At 53.4% G+C, this 19,638-nt stretch carries 19 protein-coding genes; 10 read left to right on the top strand and 9 right to left on the bottom strand.

The window, feature by feature from the left end:
* Positions 1–216: 216 nt before the first annotated feature.
* The 4 genes from AC6I7Z_RS21635 (at position 217) to gap (ending at position 4,541) form a co-directional block, all read left to right on the top strand.
* Positions 217–378, top strand: a complete 162-nt coding sequence (locus AC6I7Z_RS21635) for a hypothetical protein (protein ID WP_497815844.1) — start codon at positions 217–219, stop codon at positions 376–378.
* 618 nt (positions 379–996) lie between these two features.
* On the top strand, positions 997–2,922 hold the full coding sequence (locus tag AC6I7Z_RS21630) for a methyl-accepting chemotaxis protein (protein ID WP_497815918.1): 1,926 nt from the start codon (positions 997–999) through the stop codon (positions 2,920–2,922).
* 193 nt (positions 2,923–3,115) lie between these two features.
* Positions 3,116–3,346, top strand: a complete 231-nt coding sequence (locus AC6I7Z_RS21625) for a hypothetical protein (protein WP_497815843.1) — start codon at positions 3,116–3,118, stop codon at positions 3,344–3,346.
* Between the two features lie 193 nt (positions 3,347–3,539).
* Positions 3,540–4,541, top strand: coding sequence for a type I glyceraldehyde-3-phosphate dehydrogenase (gene gap, locus AC6I7Z_RS21620; protein ID WP_497815842.1), 1,002 nt, complete (start codon positions 3,540–3,542; stop codon positions 4,539–4,541).
* A gap of 15 nt (positions 4,542–4,556) precedes the next feature.
* Here gap and AC6I7Z_RS21615 read toward each other — a convergent pair whose 3' ends face one another.
* A complete protein-coding gene (locus tag AC6I7Z_RS21615; RefSeq protein WP_497815841.1) occupies positions 4,557–5,444 on the bottom strand; it encodes a LysR family transcriptional regulator in 888 nt (295 codons plus the stop codon).
* 124 nt (positions 5,445–5,568) lie between these two features.
* Between AC6I7Z_RS21615 and AC6I7Z_RS21610 the strand changes: the two genes are divergently transcribed.
* The gene (locus tag AC6I7Z_RS21610; RefSeq protein WP_497815840.1) at positions 5,569–6,294 is read left to right on the top strand and encodes a pirin family protein; all 726 of its coding nucleotides are present in this window, start codon (positions 5,569–5,571) and stop codon (positions 6,292–6,294) included.
* A gap of 67 nt (positions 6,295–6,361) precedes the next feature.
* On the opposite strand, the gene AC6I7Z_RS21605 is transcribed toward AC6I7Z_RS21610, so the two are convergent.
* Both AC6I7Z_RS21605 and AC6I7Z_RS21600 read right to left on the bottom strand, forming a co-directional pair.
* Positions 6,362–7,039, bottom strand: a complete 678-nt coding sequence (locus AC6I7Z_RS21605) for a RipA family octameric membrane protein (RefSeq protein WP_048781165.1) — start codon at positions 7,037–7,039, stop codon at positions 6,362–6,364.
* A 206-nt stretch (positions 7,040–7,245) separates the two neighbouring features.
* Positions 7,246–7,947 (bottom strand): glutathione S-transferase family protein, encoded by a 702-nt coding sequence (locus tag AC6I7Z_RS21600; RefSeq protein ID WP_497815839.1) that lies wholly within the window; start codon positions 7,945–7,947, stop codon positions 7,246–7,248.
* A 385-nt stretch (positions 7,948–8,332) separates the two neighbouring features.
* On the opposite strand from AC6I7Z_RS21600, the gene AC6I7Z_RS21595 reads away from it, so the two are divergent.
* Complete coding sequence (locus tag AC6I7Z_RS21595) at positions 8,333–8,839, top strand: P-loop nucleotide/nucleoside kinase family protein (protein WP_497815838.1); 507 nt, start codon at positions 8,333–8,335, stop codon at positions 8,837–8,839.
* 173 nt (positions 8,840–9,012) lie between these two features.
* Here the strand turns inward: AC6I7Z_RS21595 and AC6I7Z_RS21590 are convergent, their stop codons facing one another.
* On the bottom strand, positions 9,013–9,414 hold the full coding sequence (locus tag AC6I7Z_RS21590) for a winged helix-turn-helix transcriptional regulator (protein WP_497815837.1): 402 nt from the start codon (positions 9,412–9,414) through the stop codon (positions 9,013–9,015).
* Between the two features lie 85 nt (positions 9,415–9,499).
* Here AC6I7Z_RS21590 and AC6I7Z_RS21585 point away from each other — a divergent pair, with 85 nt between their 5' ends.
* Positions 9,500–10,435, top strand: coding sequence for an aromatic alcohol reductase (locus AC6I7Z_RS21585; protein ID WP_497815836.1), 936 nt, complete (start codon positions 9,500–9,502; stop codon positions 10,433–10,435).
* 241 nt (positions 10,436–10,676) lie between these two features.
* Here AC6I7Z_RS21585 and AC6I7Z_RS21580 read toward each other — a convergent pair whose 3' ends face one another.
* Positions 10,677–11,201 carry a GNAT family N-acetyltransferase gene (locus AC6I7Z_RS21580; RefSeq protein WP_497815835.1) on the bottom strand — a complete coding sequence of 175 codons (525 nt, stop codon included), beginning with the start codon at positions 11,199–11,201 and terminating at the stop codon, positions 10,677–10,679.
* A gap of 381 nt (positions 11,202–11,582) precedes the next feature.
* On the opposite strand from AC6I7Z_RS21580, the gene AC6I7Z_RS21575 reads away from it, so the two are divergent.
* Both AC6I7Z_RS21575 and AC6I7Z_RS21570 read left to right on the top strand, forming a co-directional pair.
* Positions 11,583–12,320, top strand: a complete 738-nt coding sequence (locus AC6I7Z_RS21575) for a metallophosphoesterase (RefSeq protein ID WP_497815834.1) — start codon at positions 11,583–11,585, stop codon at positions 12,318–12,320.
* A gap of 370 nt (positions 12,321–12,690) precedes the next feature.
* On the top strand, positions 12,691–13,005 hold the full coding sequence (locus AC6I7Z_RS21570; RefSeq protein WP_497815833.1) for an antibiotic biosynthesis monooxygenase: 315 nt from the start codon (positions 12,691–12,693) through the stop codon (positions 13,003–13,005).
* 330 nt (positions 13,006–13,335) lie between these two features.
* On the opposite strand, the gene AC6I7Z_RS21565 is transcribed toward AC6I7Z_RS21570, so the two are convergent.
* Together AC6I7Z_RS21565 and AC6I7Z_RS21560 are read right to left on the bottom strand one after the other, a co-directional pair.
* A complete protein-coding gene (locus tag AC6I7Z_RS21565) occupies positions 13,336–13,866 on the bottom strand; it encodes a GDYXXLXY domain-containing protein (protein ID WP_497815832.1) in 531 nt (176 codons plus the stop codon).
* Positions 13,859–16,066, bottom strand: coding sequence for a DUF2157 domain-containing protein (locus AC6I7Z_RS21560; RefSeq protein WP_497815831.1), 2,208 nt, complete (start codon positions 16,064–16,066; stop codon positions 13,859–13,861). The genes AC6I7Z_RS21565 and AC6I7Z_RS21560 overlap by 8 nt, the downstream gene beginning before the upstream one ends.
* Positions 16,067–16,463: 397 nt before the next feature.
* Between AC6I7Z_RS21560 and AC6I7Z_RS21555 the strand changes: the two genes are divergently transcribed.
* Positions 16,464–17,822 carry an esterase-like activity of phytase family protein gene (locus tag AC6I7Z_RS21555; RefSeq protein WP_497815917.1) on the top strand — a complete coding sequence of 453 codons (1,359 nt, stop codon included), beginning with the start codon at positions 16,464–16,466 and terminating at the stop codon, positions 17,820–17,822.
* A gap of 237 nt (positions 17,823–18,059) precedes the next feature.
* Here AC6I7Z_RS21555 and AC6I7Z_RS21550 read toward each other — a convergent pair whose 3' ends face one another.
* Both AC6I7Z_RS21550 and AC6I7Z_RS21545 read right to left on the bottom strand, forming a co-directional pair.
* Positions 18,060–18,464, bottom strand: a complete 405-nt coding sequence (locus AC6I7Z_RS21550) for a nuclear transport factor 2 family protein (protein WP_497815830.1) — start codon at positions 18,462–18,464, stop codon at positions 18,060–18,062.
* A 128-nt stretch (positions 18,465–18,592) separates the two neighbouring features.
* The gene (locus tag AC6I7Z_RS21545; RefSeq protein WP_497815829.1) at positions 18,593–19,510 is read right to left on the bottom strand and encodes a LysR family transcriptional regulator; all 918 of its coding nucleotides are present in this window, start codon (positions 19,508–19,510) and stop codon (positions 18,593–18,595) included.
* Positions 19,511–19,638: the final 128 nt, after the last annotated feature.

The following is a 19,638-nucleotide window of genomic DNA, read 5'->3' as shown; positions in this document are numbered from 1 at the left end:
TAATTCGTGAAGGGAATCACAGCGCCATCGCGACTCTTTCCAGCGGGTTGCGCTGAAGTCAGCACTACTCTCTGCTACGGCTGCCGGTCAGTGGGCAGAGAAGGCATCGCGCGCCCGCTTTTGCGGCGGCTGGCGCGCCAGCAGCGCAGCGGGAGATTTCAGTCGTCTATACTTGATGTAACCGAAGCGAGAAGCAGCCAGCAAGATGAGGTGACAATGGACGAAGAGACTGAACGCCAGCTGTTTGAGCGCTGGATCCGCAGCGATGAGTTTTTTGAGGAGCGCTGGCTCAGACGAGACAGCTTCAGAGGCTATCGCTACCATCTGGTGGAAAATCGCTGGAAGGCGTGGCTCGCGCGCAGCAAACTCAGCCCGTGATCTTTGTCCTGATGCGGCGCAGGCTTGTTAACAAGGATCTCTCCAGACAACAGCGTCGGCGTCTTTTTTCTGTTGCTACTTGTGAAAGTAAAAACCTCACTCTACCGATCATCCTCTCTGAAACATAAACCCCAGCTCGCAGGAAAATTAATCAATAGGGATGGCGAAGCGGAATCTGTATTAATTCAGCGCAGCGGCTCTCGCCTCCTTGACGCTTATTTTTTTATCAGGCTCCGCTGAAAATAAACGCTGGCGGCGGGGTATCGGCATGGATGCGTTAAACTTTAACTTTAAATACTAATAAAACATTATCCTCCAGCCTGGCTTACCGAGTCGAAAATGGTAAAGAGCGTGAATTTTTTAACTTGATGTATTTAAAGAGTTTTTATCAGTTTGGTTTAGTTGCATTATGCAGTAAATATCGTCTGTACACTCAGTGGTAAATCACCGTTAGCAACCTATACTCCATTTCCGTTGAGTATTTTTGCCGTGTGTTTTTAAAAAAAGGTGTCGCCGAGCATTAGCGACGCAGCCCTGATTATTTATTGAAAAATTAGCCCGGCTTATTTTTTACACTTATTGCCAATGCCACCAGTCAGCTTACCAGGATGGAAAATGATGAAGAACCTGCTTGATAAAATTAACCTGCCCGTTAAATTTCTTATCCTTGGCTTATTCGGCCTGATTTTATTTGTTTTACCGACAACGCTCTTTATCCAGAGCGGAAACCAGCTTATCGATGCTAAGCAGCGCGAACTGAGCGGCGTTCCGGTGGAAAAACAGATGCTGAAGCTGCTGAATCTGCTGCAGCGTCATCGCGCGGAAACGGCTATCGCTATCGCGCTGAAGAAGCCAGACAACCCGCCGCGTATGACGCTGGTGGCCGAGATCAACCGGCTCTCCGAGGTTATTCAGTCGGAGCTGCGACAGCAGGACGCCAGCGCGCAGCCGTTGCAGCGTCTTGAGAAGATGGAACAGGCGTGGATACAGCTACAAAGCGATATCAACGGCGGCGCGCTCTCATTCGCCAGCAGCCTGACCGCACATGCGCAGCTTATCCAGATCATGCTGAGCGCCAACCTTGACGTGCTGGACTATTACGGCATGTCGCTCGATAGCGATTTGAATACCTACCAGCTGATTACCAGCATATTTAACCGGCTGCCGCTGCTCACCGAGACGCTGGGGAAGATCCGCGCTGGCGGCGCTTCGCTGATCGCTTCCGGCGCCATCTCAGATAGCGATTACAGCCGCATGTCTTATCAGGTAGAGGCGGGAAAAACGGCGCTGGATCAGTTTAACGGCAATCTGGAGAAGGTGTACGCTATCGAACCGGCGCTGGCTGCGGATTTCAGCGCCGCCGCGCAGGAAGCGGAGCGCCAGGCGCTCGGCGCGCTGCAGCTGGCCGAGCGTATTTTTGCCCGCAGAAGCGCCAGCGTCGCGCCGGTCGAATATGTCCAGACCTTTACCCAGGCCATCAACCAGTTTAGCGCGCTCGGCGAGCAGAACAGCGACCGCCTGACGCAGATGCTGCAAAAGCAGATCGATACGCGTCGTTATGCGCAATATATGCTGCTGGCCGGTCTGCTGGCGGTCGCGCTGGTGGCGATTTTCATGGCGCTGATGATCAGCCGTTCGGTGACGCGCCCGCTGCAGGACGCCGTTCGCCTCGCCAGCCAGGTTGCGGCAGGCGATTTGACCTCGACGCTGCATGTCGGCGGCAGCAATGAAATGGCTGAGCTGCTGCACGCGCTGATGAAGATGCAGCAGCATCTTGCCCGCCTGGTTTCCGATATCAAAAGCCACGCCGCCACTATCGCGACCTCTTCCGAAGAGATCGCTCAGGGCAACGGCGATCTCTCTTCCCGCACCGAAGAGCAGGCCGCCTCGCTGGCGCAAACGGCCGCCAGCATGGAGCAGCTGGCTTCAATCATTCAGCAGAACGCCGACAATACCCGCTATGCGTCGGATAAAGCGGTTTCCGCCACCCAGGCGGCCCTGATGAGCGGCGAGGCGATGGATTCGGTGATGGAGTCGATGCGCAAGATCCGCGGCAGCTCAGGCAAGATCGAGGAGATTACCTCAGTTATCGACAGCATCGCCTTCCAGACCAATATCCTGGCGCTTAACGCCGCAGTAGAAGCCGCCCGCGCCGGCGAGTCGGGCAAGGGCTTCGCGGTGGTCGCCACGGAGGTGCGCGCGCTGGCGCAGCGTTCGGCCAGCGCGGCGAAAGAGATTAAAAGCCTGATTGAGGAGTCGGTTGGCCAGGCGCAGGAAGGAATGAACATGGCGCAAAGCGCGGGGGATAAAGTGAAGCAGAGCCTGAGCGCTATTGAGCAGACCTCGCAGCTGATCCGCGATATCTCCTCTTCGTCGGCAGAGCAGAGCAGCGGCGTTTCGCAGGTCAATATCGCGGTTAATCAGATGGATCAGGTGACCCAGCAGAATGCGGTGCTGGTAGAGCAGTCAGCGGTTTCGGCGGACGATCTGGCTGAACGCGCCGGGCAACTGCGCCATATGGTCGCGGTATTCCGTACGCTCTGACCCTGCAACAGAGCCTCAGCGACAACGGCAGAAAGTTTTCTGCCGTTTTGCGTAGCCTATACCGCTGGAACCGCTATGCTTGTGGATCAGGCCAAAAAGAGCAGAGGTAGGTTTGTATATAACAGAGGTCGATGTCGATCATTATGCGCTTGAATTAAGACGCATCGCAGCAGGGTACCAGACAGGCGAAAAATTGCCGGATGTAAAAAAGAAGGTCGACGGGCTTATCGATACGCTTAAAACCGCGCTGACCAGCGACGCGCAGCAGCAGGTGCAAGCCTGGAGCGAGCTGGCGGATGCCTTGAGCTACTATATGAAAAACACCGCCGATCCCGACTGGACCACTATCATGGCCTACGCCAAACGAAAGGTGAACCGCAGTAAACAGAACGCTATGTTCAGACGTAAACGCTTCAAGGATTAAACCGCCAGCGGCGGTTTTTTTCTGCCTGTCGTCCTCTTCTTCGCGCCTCTTGCTGACAAATTCCGCTCTCCCGCTCAGGCTATACTTTTCTGCTTCACCGCAGTGCAATGGTGTTATGCAGTAATGATTTGATGCGCAGATTCACCCGTAATTTACCCTCAACACGCCGTGTTACCGGCACTGGGAGATCACCATGAAGAAGATTGGCATCAACGGTTTTGGACGCATTGGCCGTCTGGTATTAAGACGTATTCTGGAACAGCAGGAAGCGGTCGAGGTGGTGGCGATCAACGATCTCACCTCCCCTGAGATGCTCGCCTACCTGCTGAAGTATGACTCCAACTACGGCGCATTCCACGGCGAGGTCAGCGTGGACGGCAACGCGCTGCTGGTTAACGGCAAGAAAATTACCGTCTTCGCCGAGAAAGAGGCGAAAAACATTCCGTGGGGATCGCTGGGCGTTGACGTGGTTATCGAATGCACCGGCTTCTACACCTCGGCGGAAAAAGCGCAGGCGCACCTGGATGCGGGCGCGGGCAAGGTGCTGATCTCCGCGCCGGCCGGCGAGATGAAGACCATCGTCTATAACGTTAACCACGACACCATCAGCGCCGAAGATAAGATCATCTCCGTCGCCTCCTGCACCACGAACTGCCTGGCGCCGATGGCGAAAGCCCTGCACGACAATTTCGGCATTAAGGTCGGCACCATGACCACTATCCACGCCTACACCGGCACGCAGGCGCTGGTGGATGGACCGCGCGGCAAAGATTTCCGCTCCTCGCGCGCCGCAGCGGAAAATATTATCCCGCACAGCACCGGCGCGGCGAAGGCGATCGGACTGGTGATCCCAGCGTTGACCGGCAAGCTAAAAGGCCATGCGCAGCGTGTGCCGACCAAAACCGGTTCGGTCACCGAGCTGGTGTCGATTCTGGAGAAAAAGGTCACGGTCGACGAGATCAACGCGGCGCTGAAGCGCGCCTGCGAAAACAATGAATCTTTTAAATATACGGAAGATCAGATCGTCTCTACCGACGTGATCGGCGTGCCTTACGGCTCGATCTTTGACGCGACCCAGACGGAGATCAGCGAAGCAGGCGACCTGCAGCTGGTGAAAACCGTCTCCTGGTACGATAACGAATATGGCTTCGTGACCCAGCTGGTGCGCGTGCTGCATCTTTACGTATCGCTGTAATCTCAGGCGGGCTGTTCAGCCCGCCTTATTTCCCAGCTGCTCCTGCAAAAAGTTCAGCAGCACGCGGTTCACCTCGCTGCGCTGGCGATGCTGCGGATAGACCGCATTCAGGCAGAGCGGCGCGGGCTGATACGCCTCAAGCACGCTCACCAGTTCGCCGCGCTTTAGCGCCGGCTCGACGATAAATCCCGGCAGCAGCACCAGCCCCAGCCCGGCGATCGCCGCATCGCGCAGCACCTCGCCGTTATTGCTCAGCATCGGGCCCTGCACCGTCACGCTCTTGCTTTTGCCCGCCTGCTGAAGCTCCCAGCCGCTCAGGGCTTCTCGGCCGTAGCGCAGGCAGGCGTGCTGAGCGAGGTCGTCCGGCGTAGCGGGCGTGCCCGCGCGCGCGAGGTAAGCGGGGCTGGCGCAGATCAGGCGCCGCTGCTCGCCGAGGCGGCGCGCAATCAGGGTCGAATCCGCCAGCGCGCCGATGCGAATCGCCATGTCGAATCCTTCGCCGATCATATCTACGTAGCGATCCGCCAGCTCGATGTGAAACTGCAGGGCGGGATGCTGCGCCAGAAACTGGGCGATAAGCGGCGAAAGATGGCTCATGCCGAACGACATCGGCATGCTGATGCGAAACGTGCCGTGCAGCGCCTGGCGTCGGGTCGACATCGCCTGCTCCGCTTCGTGGATATCGTCGAGAATGCGCTGCGCATGGGTCAGAAACAGCATGCCCGCTTCGGTCACCGAAAGCTTGCGCGTATTGCGGATCAGCAGCTGCGAACCGAGCGACGCCTCCAGCGCGGCCATGCGGCGGCTGACGTACTGCTTGGAGAGCATGAGCTGTTCCGCCGCGGCGGTAAAATTGCCCGCATGGATCACGGCAACGTAAATACGAAGATCTTCAGTCTGCATATTGTCCACTTATCTGTGACAGTGATTGCCATTTAAGCCCGTTTTTAAGGATTTTAGTTTACGGTATTGTCTGTTCCATCGGAAGGGCACAGGCGCTTCCCCCTTAACAACACAGGAGCAGACCATGATTGAGCAACGACTGTCAGAGCAACGCGGCCATGGCGACCACGGCTGGCTGAACTCACGCCACACCTTTTCGTTTGCGAACTACTGGGATCCAAAACAGAGCGGCTTTTCCGACCTGCTGGTGATTAACGACGACCGGGTGGCGGCTTCGCGCGGTTTCGGCGCGCATCCCCACTCTAATATGGAGATCCTCTCTTACGTGCTGGAAGGGGCGCTGGAGCATAAAGATTCCATGGGCACCGGTTCGGTTATCGTTCCCGGCGACGTGCAGCTGATGAGCGCGGGCAGCGGCGTGACCCACAGCGAGTTCAACCATTCGAAAAGCGAAGGCGTGCACTTTTTGCAGATCTGGATTGTGCCGGCTGAAAAAGGAACGCCGCCCGGTTATCAGCAGATTTCGGTGCCGGAAAGCGAAAAGCGCGGTCAGCTGCGCCTGATCGTTTCGCCTGAAGGTGAGGATAATGCTTTGTCGGTGCGTCAGGATATGCGCCTTTACGCCGGTCTGTTTGATGGCGATGAGCAGCAGACCTTCCCGCTGGACGAGACGCGCTACGCCTATATCCACGTGGCGCGCGGCAGCGTGACGGTGAACGGTATGCGTTTCAATGCAGGCGACGGCGCGCGCGTGCGTAACGAGGCAAGCCTGACCTTTAGCGAGGGCAATAATGCCGAAGTACTGCTGTTCGATCTGCGTCCGATCGAGGTGAATCATCCGAGCCGCTGATCGCGTTTAAACGCCAGCCCTCTGTTACTAAAAGCAGCACGTCGCAGTGTCGACGTGCTGCTTTCGCTTATTTATCGTCCCGCTCTTCCTCTTTCTCCAGCCCAAGCGGCACTTCATGATCCAGCCTGTGCGGCTTCAGCAATTGAATATCCAGAATCACATAGGTCATGGTGGTAATAAACAGCGATATCACGCTGCCGATAACGCCGCTGGTGGTGAAGGTAAAGAAGTTGTACATCACCACCCAGGTCACGCAGATAAACAGCGCCAGCGCGACGTTAATCGCGGAAAACGAGTAGTGCGTGGTGCGCGCGCCGAGATCCATTATCTGCTTATAGAGATTGCCGCCGGCATACTTCTCCAGCAGCACGATGGAACGCTCCCAGTTTTGCTGCCGACGGGCGCTGCTACGGGTTACGAACAGAAACAGCAGCGAGACAAAAAAGCCGGAGAAGGCGAGCAGCACCGGCACCGCCTGCAGCGCATAGTCGAGGCTCTTATGACCGGTGGTGCGTGAGAGATCCAGCGTCAGCGAAGCGCCCAGCGCCGCATAGAGAAAGACGAACAGCGCCAGGAACAGCGCGTTGCGCTTCCAGTCGCTCTCTACTTCAACTGTTCGCTGCGCCCGCGCGCTTTGCAGCGCCTGGCGTATTGATTCCGCCTGTGCGGAGCCAGGCTCGATCGTCTCTACCGGCTCGCCGAAAAAAGTGTGCAGAAACGGCTCATCCGCTTTTTCAATTATCATTTCTTTTATCCATAAAGGTGATACGCGATGGGCACAGTGTAATGGAGCGATAGCGCAGGGCAAAGCGCGGCCCTGCATGCGGAGGATTTACTCAGATGTATTGACGGCGTGCATGACGTTTTAGCGCTTGTCTGGCGGGGATCGCTTTTGCTTTCTCCCGCTATTCTGTCAAGGCACTGCTTATTGGCATATCCATTAAGAAGCGGTTACTGGGCGGGCGAATCCAGCTCAGGAATGCCGCTGCTGCGATCGGCGTAGGCGGCCTGGAAAGCTGGACGTTTTGTCCAGCGCTGCCAGTACGCATCTAAGAACTCAAAACGCTCGTCAAGCGGCGTGGCATTGACCGGGAATTTCGAGAAGGCGATCGCGGTTGCCAGCGTAATGTCCGAGAAGGTCGGGGCGTCGCCGCCAAGCAGCCATTCACGGCCGTCTGACAGATGACGATTGACCAGCGCGGCGTGAGCCAGCGCTTCTTTACGGCAGTGTTCGCCCCAGGCCTCATTTTTGGTCAGTTCAAGCTTGAAGCCGAGGCCGGTGTGCAACACGTGGAACGCTGTAACAATGCGATACAGGATGTGCACCCACACCCGGTTATCCCACATGTTATCCAGACCCTGTTCCAGTGCAGTCTCTCCCATGATCTTGCGGCCGGGATAGGTCTGGTCCAGATAACGAACGATGGCAGCCGTTTCGGAAATGTAACTACCGTCAGCCAGTTCAAGGGTCGGGGTTTCGCCCCACGGGTTCATATTCAAATGACGCCAGCCACGCTGTTCGCCTACAGGGGACATGTCATAGATGGTCTCGGCAAAGTGCTCAGCGATGCCTTTTTCGTGCATGAACAGACGCAGACGCTGTGGATTGGGAAAGGCCGAAGGCGAGGTAAAAAGCTGAAGTTTAGTCGTCATGGTTAATCCTGAAGGTTGGTGGCTGGGTTGTCTAACTAACGTAAGTTAGGTAAACCTTAGCGGGCGTTTTGATGCGCGTCAACATCTACCTAACGATTGTCAGGCAAATATTTTTGTGCGCCTTGCGATTGATAAGGGGAGGTTTAACCTGCGCTGGGTATGCGCTTATAGAGTTCGCTATGAGCGAGAAGCGGGCATTCAGTATACAAGTAAAATAAATGCTGATTTTGCATTCAAGCCTTGTTAACTTAAAGGACAATGAAAACACACTCTGTCTTGTTCCATTCAATTTTTATTATCACCTGTCTGACTCAGGTGGGATAGCGTTCGCCATTTTCCCGCCGGTAAGGCGGGCCTTACCGGTAATAATCCAGTGAGGTAAATAATGGACACTGCTACAGTAACAGCGTTAGAGAAACCTACTTTGCACCTGTTATGTGGAAAAATTGCATCAGGAAAATCTACATTGTCAGCAAGACTGGGTTTATTACCCGGTACTGTAATTGTCAGTGAGGATACCTGGCTGGCAGCCCTCTTTGCTGATGAAATGCAATCTATATCTGATTATGTGCACTATTCTTCACGACTCAGAAATGCTATGAAGCCTCATCTGGTGTCGCTACTTAAAGCTGGTTTATCCGTCGTTCTGGATTTTCCGGCAAACACCCAAACCCATCGTGAATGGATGATGAGTATCATTAAAGAGTCAAGTGCCTGTAACAGGCTGCATTATCTGAAAGTATCAGATGAAGTATGTAAATCCCGATTACGCGCCCGTAATGCGGAAGGTGCGCATGAGTTTTCGGCCTCAGATCAACAATTTGAAACTATAACGCGTTATTTTTCAGAACCAAAGGCTGATGAAGGTTTTGATATTATTGAATACAACTGAATTTATCTTTCTGCGCATAAGCCGTCCGCTGGCGGCTTTATTACTTTCCCATTTCTATGGTTATACACGCTGCTGAAGTGAATTAAATATCTGCTTCAGGTATCCTGCCTGATGAGAGTTTCATTACGCCTGGATACCTGAAGCTTATTTATGCCATGTCGTCACGGGAAGATTCATTCACCGTCATACTGTGCTCTTGTTTCCCGGAAATAACTGGCGGATGTGATAATCCAGGACCATAAAGGTAGCATCCGCAGAAGCATTTCTTTTCCCATTTCTGTAATCGCATAAACCACCCGGGGCAATTTTTCCTCATAATCATAGCGGGATATAAGCCCGTCCCGCTCCAGGTGGCGCAGTGTTCGCGTCAGCATTCTTTGAGTGACATTCGTAAGGTCGCGGCGTAACTCTCCGTAGCGAAGAGGCCCATGGGTACCAAGAATATGCAGCACGCCCAGCGACCAGCGATTACCTGCATGGGCCAGGATCTCACGTTTTAGCCCCTCATCATCGTCGCTTAATTCCTCACAAAACTCTCTGGAAAATTGTAACAGTGCTTTCCGCTCAGACTCCATACCACCTCCGGTATCATGCGTGTGCCTAATTGAAACAGGCCATTTCAGCTGTCAGGATGAGGTTTTTATACAACAGGAAGCAACAATGAATACCGAAATAAAACCGAAAAATAGTGTTCTAATACTGGGTGCTGGCGAGCTTGGTATTCAGGTATTGAGAGCGATGAGCAATAAAACGCAGGAACATACCGATGTAAAAATTAGCGTGTTACTCAGAAGCGAAGCCGCTCATGCCGTTTCTGGCTCGCGCAAGGCACGCCTGGATGAACTGACGAAGCTTAGAATCGCTGTAGTAGAGGGCGATTTGCAGCAAGACAGTATTGATGAACTGAGTGAACTCTTTGCTGCTTTTGACGCCGTCATCAACTGCAGTGGTTTTGTCGGCGGGCCGGGAACACAGATAAAAATTACCCAGGCGGTATTGAAAGCGGCTGTAGCCCGCTACTACCCATGGCAGTTTGGCGTCGACTATGACGTAGTGGGCAAAGGCAGTGGGCAACAAGTCTGGGATGAACAACTTGATGTTCGCCAACTTTTACGCCAGCAAAGCGCGACAGATTGGGTCGTTGTATCTACAGGTATTTTTACCAGCTATCTGTTTGAGCCCAGTTTTGGTGTGATTGACGCGCACAGTAAAACTGTTTGTGCTCTGGGAGACTGGCAGTACGCGGTAACCCTAACCACACCTGAAGATATCGGCCAGCTGACTGCGGACATTTTCTTTCATCAACCCACTTTCAGAAACGAGATTGTTTATATTGCAGGTGATACGCTGACTTATAGTGAGCTTGCTGATTTAATGAGTGAACACTGGGGCACTGAAGTAAACAGAAAATTACTGGACAGGCAAAAGCTTCAGGATGATGTGCAGCACAATCCGCAAGATGTTGGTGCAAATTACCGACTTGCTTTCGCACGGCCAGACGGCGTAGCCTGGAGTAAGCGTAATACTTACAATCACCGTCAGGGAATTTCAACGACAACGGCCATTCAATGGCTGGCAAAACAGAATCACATGTAGCACCAGGGTTCTGTTAAGCATGTTTTAAGCGGCGCAGACTTAAATCAGATACCGACGTCGTTAATATCTGTTGCTCTTGTCTTCAGCGCAAAAACTGCAGTTTTGCTGACATTTGGGTTTGCCCGTCTATCCATAGAGCCAGAGCTTGAAATAATAGTCCTAATATACTCAGGACCTGCCGTTGCCCTAAAACAGTATTCAATCTCCGCTTCTGGCAAAAAGCGGACTGTATGTCCGCGTCTCATTGCAATTGATCAGCGTGCCGAATGTTAAGTTCATACACGACGCAGGGTGTGTCGTAATGCCGCTCTATAGCTTTGTAAGTCATCCCCAGCCGCTGCATCACTTTTTGAGAGGGAATATTTTCAGGATCGGCAACAGCCACTAAATACGTCGCGCCTGTCTGCACTGCTGCGAATTCAATAATCGCTTTAGCCGCTTCTGTTGCATAGCCTTTGCCATTATGTTCCGGCACGAGCCGCCAGCCAATCTCTAAAGGTGCACCCTCAACGTTTGCCAGATGCTGAAGGCATGCTGCGCCAACGACAATCTCAGAAGCCTTTTGTTTAATAGCCCACCACGAATACCCGTAACTCTCCCAACGCGACTGAACGCGCCTTATACTTTCCCAGGTCTCTTCGGGTGTTTTAACAATTCCTTTGTTGATATAACGCATCACGCTGGGATCGTTATCCATCATCCTCAAACCCTCGTAGTGTGAGTCATGAAAGGGTTCAAGCCTCAAACGCGCAGTTTCTAAATCCATCTGACGTTCCCTTTTGCGTTAAGGGGATAGCAGGATGCTCTCCCTCTACCACTGAACCTATCACGCTGTGAGCAACGTTAGCTACTGGCACAAAGCAGCCATGCGCGCAAAGCAAAGTTTGCTATGAGCAAAAGCGGACTTACATCCTCCTAAAAACTTCCCCGGCAGCACTGGGCTGGCTCAGTTGCAATTGAAGGCAGAGATTCAGTCTTAATGCTGAACATCTTAGCCGTCCAGCTCGCTGGGATTAAAATTTGCTCGTCGTCTGCTGTACTGTTGAAGTATCAACTGAATCATTTTCAGCGTCATGATGTTGATTAATACCCTTGTGTTTGAGTTAACTCATGAGTTGATCTCCGCACCTTCATCGTCGAGGACTTTATGTTGATAGCACAGATTTCAGATATTCATGCTTCACCTGAAAACGATCACTTACTACTTTTTGACCGGGTGCTAATGTGGCTTACGCATCTGCGACCTGACGTGTTGGTGCTTACGGGCGATCTGACTGACGGAAATTGGTGTGAAGGTTATAAACAGATAGCTGTTCGCCTGAGCCAGCAGAGTTTTTCGTCGCTCGTCCTTCCTGGCAATTCAGACGATCGCCATTTGATGCGTTCGGTTTGGGGAGAGAATAAATGGGCGACTGATACTCCTGCGGAAACCCTGCACTTTATCCATGATGTTGGCAGTCTGCGATTAATAGGTCTGGATTCGACGGTTGATACTGACGATTATGGCAGCGTGACTGATCGGCTTGAATGGCTGGATAAACAACTCAGGGAAGCTGAGAGCTTGCCATCACTGCTGTTTATGCATCATCACGTATTTAAATCAGGCATACCTACGCTGGATGAATCGATGTGCAGAGGCCTGGGTAAGTTAGAAGAATTAATTAAACGTACTCCGGCCAGACTGCTGGCTATTTGTGCTGGACATGTTCACAGACCGATAGCCGGTACGTTCGCGGGCGTTCCAGCTTATATCTGTGGCTCCGTCTGCCCGGCCAATCCAGTCTGGTTTGGAACAGAAAATATTCCTCCTGTAAGCGATCCACCCGCATTAATGATTCACCGCTACGCCAGTAACATTCTTACCAGCCATCATGTATGCGTTTAACCGATGCATAAAAATCACCATACAGCTGACACGCCAGACTGGCTGTCTTCGCTCCGATTTTCCTGGCAGACTCGTATTTCCATGGATACGGATAAATGCGGGCACCATTATCGACAGCCAGGCTGACGCACGTTGAGAACGACATAACGTCAACAGTGACAGCACAGTCGACTTCCCTGGCAAGATGCTCTACGGCAGACAGGCCCCATTCAAGGCGAATCCATATTTATCCGGGCTGAACCATTGCACGATGCTTTCTCCGTTACAGGTTGCCGGTGAGATGAAATTAACATAAGAGTTCGCTCATGAATCACACCTTCCCATACACTATGTTATGTTTAAAACCCTTCCATAACATGAGGGTAGAAACATGATAGTCAGAACATGGCACGGATGCGTACCGGTCAGGCATGCAGAAGACTTTGCAAACCATTTGCAAAAAACTGGAGTTGAACATTCAGAGAGGACACCAGGAAATCTGGGGGCATATGTACGCAGAGAGACGCAGGATGAATGGGAGCATTTCTTTCTGGCAACTTACTGGAAAGATCTTGAGGCAGTGAAAGCATTCGCAGGCGAACAATACCAGATTGCAGTTACCTATGCGGATGACGAGCAATTTCAGCTGCTATCCGATCCTTACGTTTTCCAGCATAACGTCCAAACCGTATCCCCTTTGGAGTAATTTGCTCGCTGATGCATGAGTCGGCCTCTTTCTCCGGGGTATGCCCAGCTCTCATATTTAACATCACAGTATGGGTACCTAAAGTTCTTTTACAGGTCCGCATCTGGCACAACGCGGACCTTCAGTTTACCCTTTGTCAGCAGCATGGTTTTTCAAAGGGGATTACCCGTATGGCAGCGCTGAGACGAGAACAAGTTAAGCTACACAAGCCAGAACGATAGACGAAGAGCTGCGCAGCCAGCGTGATGATCTGCTACGAAAATCCTTTCACTAAGGATATTAAGGCCGCCTGTCAGTCTGTTTTTGTCCAGCTCAGAGAGCATCATATAGCTAAGGCTGAATCACCTTACCCTGTTCATCAAGCAAATTCGTCAACAGTGCCGTGCCATCACTCCCCACCCGAAATGCTCCGTATCGTGCCTGCGCGAAACGCTCGCCATGACCTTCCTGAAAGAAATAAGCATTGGTTCCGACGGTCAGCGAGCCAGAATTGTGATGATATTTCACCCTTAGCTGATTCGCCTGCAGAGGCTCACCCTGATCAAACCGAGCCTGAGTCGCATGACGCTGCGCATTGAGATCAACAATCAGGGTCCCGCTGGTGGGCAGGCATGGCGCTGACAGGCGCGCGCGGCAGGCCACAGCCTGTTGATAAAATGTCTGCTCCAGAGGTCGGGTGAGGGCATAATTGAGCGCCATGTAATCACCCTGCATCAGGGAGCGCGGGTCAACCGGCGCAAGAGGTAAAATCATGACCGCGCCCTGTTTCAGCAATTGTTCTTTTTGCCAGATGCTGACATTGACGGCCACCAGCGCCAGCGCTATCACCGCGCAGGCCAGCCATCGGCTCTGTTTACGCATTCTCACTGGCACCTCCAGTCTGTGCGGGTAATACTTGCCTGACTCCCCATGCCAGCCCCAGTAAAAACAGACCGCCAGCCAGCAGTAGCAGCGCTTTGTGCAGCAGTATTACCTCCAGGAAGTAATACCAGCCAATAAGATACAGCACCATGAAACCGCCACTGACCACCAGTAGTCCCAGACTTCCCTGATATCGCGCCATCAGAATCAACCACAAGCCCAGCCCAATACCCGGTGCATAGAGGGCAACAGCCCCGCAGATAAGGGCTGCGGGCAGTGTGATGATCGAAAACAGCGGCTGACTGTTCTTTTTCTGACTAAGCGCACTCAGCACTAAACCTGCCGCTATCCCTGTGCCTGTCGCAGTCTGAAGCAGAGAAAAAGGCGCAGTAGACCAGATGAAATCCGTAAGAAACGCCGCGTTTATCCCGAGGAAACTCAGCAACATCAGACCTGCCGGGATGCCATACAGCAGGGGATGTACCGCGTCAGCACAGGGCCCTGCCTGTAACCTCAGCTGATGCGTGACAAGCCAGAGCCACCAAAACATGACCGCCGCCACCAGTATGGAAACAGCAAAGCGACCCGCCGTCGGCGACAGGTAAAGCTGGGCCAGTAAATAGCCTGCCAGCACCAGAAAAAAGGTCAGGGCAGTGATGGCCATAAGCCGGTAGGTGCGGTCAGGCATCGCCACCGCCATCGCGGCAAGGATCGGCAACGCACAGAGTGAACTCAGCATCATAAAGTGCACGTCATTGCCCTGGATTTGCAGCGCAACGCCGACTAGCAGCCCGCACGTCGCCGCAATGGCCCATGCCAGCCCGAGGTGATATTTACCGTCGCGCTCATTGCGCATCAGGCCGCGCGCGATAACAGCGAGCACCAGTGAAGGAAGAATAAAAGTAACAGCGTTCGGGTCATCAAGCAGGTCAGTGCTATAGAGCAGCAGTACCATCAGTAACAGAATGATAATTGCGGCGACCCAGCCTCCGACGCTCAGCGCCAGCCGCAGATACCAGGGCAGGTCAGAAGCATGACCGCGTTGCTGAATCTCCTCAACCTGTGAGACGCTCAGCAAGCCCTGTTGACACAAGGTATCAGTCAGTAAGGTCAGCTCGGCCGGAGCCTGATCGACAGGACCCTTTTCAGCCAGCTTGCGTTGCCACTTCAGCAGGATCGTACCATTTGCCGCCACCCAGAAAATCATCAGGATGCCGGTCAAAAACAGGGCACCCGTATCATAGGCTAAAAGAAATAACTGCACGATCAGCGCGCAGCCCACAACGGTCAGACTTGCGATGCCCAGCGTCAGCATGCAGAGATCCACAAAGCGATAACGGTACAGGTAGTAGCCTGCCAGCAGGGCGATCGCCCAGCCGGCCGTAACCGAAGTAAAGTGATGAGCACTATGCCAGTCAGCGATGTTTTCGGCCACGATGGCGGTCAGCATCAGCAGTAAAAATCCGGCCATGACCCGCGAGAACCAGCGGCTTGCCAGCCAGCTCTTAGGGCGATGCGTTATTGCCCGCCAGGCCAGGGCCTCCCTGATAATCAGGCAGGCTGCCAGCAGCGCCAGATAGCCGTAAAGCATCGTCGTCGGAAGCCGGGTGACGCTGTCAGACAGGGTGACATTCAGCAGCGAGGTCGGCAACGTGGTGGTGTAGAGCTGGAACGCCAGATTAGCGATCAGCCAGCTGCAAAACCACAGGCTGTTTTGCCGGGCGATCAACGCCAGCGGCAGAAGAACGCATAACCAGGCCCGGAATAGCTCCCAGCTGTCCGCACCGGTCTGGTAAATCTGCCCATAAAGCGCAAACAGGGCGCCGAAACTGAGCCCTGCCGCCAGCAATGCGCTGCGTGCCAGCCTGCCGTACCAGCGCCACCAGACCACCACCGCCAGCGCGACGATCAGCAACTCTGCCAGGGCGAATTTCGCCATCTTCGGTAGCCAGGCCCAGTTCCAGGCAATAAAAAACAGCGCTCCGGCAACCAGAGAGAGTAATCCCAGCAAGCAAAGAACCGGGATAAGAAACTGACGCCACTGAGTATCTGAAGGTCTGATACCACAGCAGGCAAAGATGCGCTGGCAGCTCTCCGGGTTCAGGCTTCCTGCTTTAACCAGGCCAGCGATCTGACGGCAAAGATACGCTGCCGCCCGTGACGGCATCCCGGTTATGCTATCAGGTGCAATCTGGCTCATTTTTTCCCTGCCACTGGTTGCGGTGTGATTTTGATAATGACGTTAACCACTGTTCTTGCCTGCGATTAATCCCTGTGTCAGTCAGCGACGCTCTGCTGAGCGGCCGATAATTTTGCTGAACAAATGTAAACACCTTTTATGGGATAGAACAGCGTTAATCAACGGCGTTTGGTGAACTCTGCGCGCTCCGCCGCATCCTTATCATGAGTATCGCTGACCGGAAGCGCCTGCGTTCACTGCCTCCGGAATCTGATCGCTGTATCTGAACAGACCGGTTCATCTCATTTTCTTCATGAGGAAATAATCAACCTGTTAGCCGCCAGTGTTTCCCGATAATTTCATTTTTCTGTCATTTTTATTCTTTAGGCTCGTGGCTTTCCTTCATGGATATAAAAATATGAAAATAAAAACTATTTCTCTGGTTATTGGTTGTGCGCTCTCTTTATCAACGTTAGCGGCACAGCCGAAGGCTGAACGTTACATCGTCAGTTTCCCCGACGGGACGCGCGTGAGCTACAAGGGTGCGTTCGCCAGCGCATTTCCTCAGGGGCTGCCGGTGGGGATCGGCTCTGGTTTGCTGTTTACCGGCAAGCAGGGGGATGCGCTGACCTTCGCGACCGTCACCGATCGCGGGCCTAATGCTGATTCGCCTGATTCCGGAAAGAAAGAGTCAAAAATTTTCGTCACGCCGGATTTTGCACCATTGCTGATGAATATTCGGGTGCAGAACGGCAAAGCGGAGGCCACGAATGCCAGACCCCTGCATGACGATAAGGGCAATGTTAACGGATTGCCGTTGCAGGATGGCGTCATCGGATCAACCAATGAGGTCGCGTTAAGCGATACGCTGAAAGTGCTGCAGGGCGACAACCGTGGTCTGGATACGGAAGGCATTACGCCGGATGGGAAGGGCGGATACTGGCTGTGCGATGAGTATGGCCCATTCCTGATTAACGTTGATGAACGCGGCAAAATCCTGGCGATTCACGGGCCGCAGGCTGCCGAGGGAGAGAGATCGATCGCGGGCGGTCTGCCGAGCATACTCAAATGGCGTCAGCCCAATCGGGGCTTTGAGGGCATCACCCGCATGCCGGATGGGCGCATCATGGTTGCGGTGCAGAGCACCCTGGATATCGACGGTAAAAGTAAAAAGCAGGCGCGTTTTACCCGCCTGGTGAGCTTTGATCCAGCCACCGGAAAAACCGCGATGTATGGTTACCCTATTGACAGCGAGGCTTACAGTAAAAACAGCGACGCTAAAATTGGCGATATCGTGGCGATCGACAATCAGCATATCCTGCTGATAGAACAGGGCAGCGACAAAAACGACGCCATGCGCAACCTTGTTTATAAGGTGGATCTCAGCCCGGCTACCGAGCTTTCACCCTTTGATAAGCCTGGCGAATATCCGGAGTTTGACGACGAGAAAGCCATGGCCCAGCGCGGCATTAAGCTTGCCGCCAAAACGCAGGTGGTCGATCTACGGCAGCTCGGCTGGCAACAGGAGAAGGCCGAAGGACTGGCGCTGATCGACGATAAAACGCTGGCGGTCACTAATGACAATGATTTTGGCGTAAAAACGGTAATGAAAAACCCGGTTGAAGGTAAGAAGCGCAAGGATTACCGATTGACCGAGCAGGGAACGCTGACGATAGATGATAAGCCGGTTGCAACGACTATCGATCTGAAGCCGCTGAAGAAACCAGAGTCGGACAGTGAGTTGTGGATTGTCACGCTGACGGAATCGCTGAAATAAGATTCAAGGGTATGAAACGTCAGCGTCCGCTTCTGGTACAGGGCTGCTGTTGCAGCCCTCGTAATTTAGATTTCAACAGACGCAGATATTTCCAGAGCATCATCGACTTCAATGCCAGGGTAAGGAACGGGGCTTTCGCGTTTTTTATGACCCAACAGTAGCGGGATCACCCTCAAATTTTCTGTTTTTTGTCGATTTTCATCCCCAGTTATCTTTATATCGCATGCCAAAACCGCATCAGGCGGACTGCTCGCCACTGAATGCACGCCACGCGGCGAGGGTATCCAGCGATTCCCGCAGCAGTTTGATTTTCCCCTCTTCTGCTACCAACCTTCCGGCATAGGTCTGCCTGTATACCCGACCGGTGCCTGCCAGTTCGGCTTTTACGCTGTATTCACCAAAGGCCTGTGTTGGGGTATCGATAAAGAACTGGATATTGCGGAAGCGGAAATCTGGAATTTTCACCAGCAGTCCGGCGATGAAGCGTTCGATTTCAGCTGGCCCCTGCACTCTGTGCGGCAGGCCAAGCGTTTGCAGATAGGGGAGTTCCAGCACGCCGTCTGCGGCAAAAAGCGCCGCGGCGGCTTTAGGATCCTGGATACTGTCCAGGTAGTTCTGAAGTAATTGAACGGCAGTTTTCATGAGAAGAGTGCTCCTGTTTTCAATGCCGGACGGCTGTCGGCGGCGTAAAGCCACAATAATGAAACTCAGGAGCAATCAAAATAACAAAGAATGAAATTTATCATTTCATAAATGAAATGATAACAGGATTACTGAGGCCAGCGCCATTCAGGTTCACTGAGATGTCTGGCGAAGAAATCCGACAGTACCTTGACCTTCAACGGGCGGCTGCGCGAAGTAGGCGTAACAAAATAGAGCCCGCCTTGTGTCATTGACCACTCATCCAGCAGATGTATCAGGCGGCCATCTTTCAGATACTCCGCGGCCATAAATTCCGGCAGTTCTGCAATCCCCAGGCCCGCCAGCAGGGGCGGCAGCAGTGCGTCAGAGTTGGTGACGCGCAGCGGTCCGCTCGGGACAATATCTTCCTGCGCGCCGGAATCATGCGTAAAGCGCCATACCTGGCTTTTGGCTCGATAGGCATAACTGAAGCACTGACGAGAGGTGAGTTCACGCGGATGCTGCGGTACACCCTGCTCAGCGAGATACGCCGGTGAGGCCACCAGATATTGCGTCACGGTACACAGCCTGCGTGCTACCAGCGACGAGTCCGGTAATGCGGCAATACGTAACGCGGCATCGAAGCCTTCGGCAATCAGATCGACCGAGGCATCGGACAGATGCAGGTCGACACTCAGCTCCGGGAACTGGCGGATAAGTTCTGGCATCAGGGGAGCTACCCAGCGCAAGCCAAACGACATGGGCACCGCCAAACGTACCTGTCCCCGCGGCTGAACCGACAGTTCATGGGCTTCGCTTTCCACTTCTTCTGCCTGGCGATACATCTCTGACGCCTTTGCCGCCATGCTTTGGCCGAACTCCGTTAACGCCAGCTGGCGCGACGTCCGGTTAAACAGCCGGCCGCCCAGCCGCTCTTCCAGGCGAGCAACTGCGCGTGACACGGTGGGTACGGACACCCCCATTACTCTGGCTGCCGCCGCAAAAGACCCTTCCTCTGCCACTTTCGCAAACATCGCGAGTCCTTCGAAATCGGGAAATTTGTTCATTTCAAATCTGCAATGATGAGTTTCAAATCATTCTATTTTGAAAGGCGTCGTGCGTCGATATGCTTATTCCATCGCGACAACAACCGCTGTCGTCAATGAGCTGATTCACCGATAACAGGACTATAAGA

This window comes from Pantoea sp. X-Soil-MYKO-1289 (genome assembly GCF_059730625.1).
Note: the sequence above shows the minus strand (reverse complement) of the source record. Positions and strands in the feature narration are given on the sequence as shown.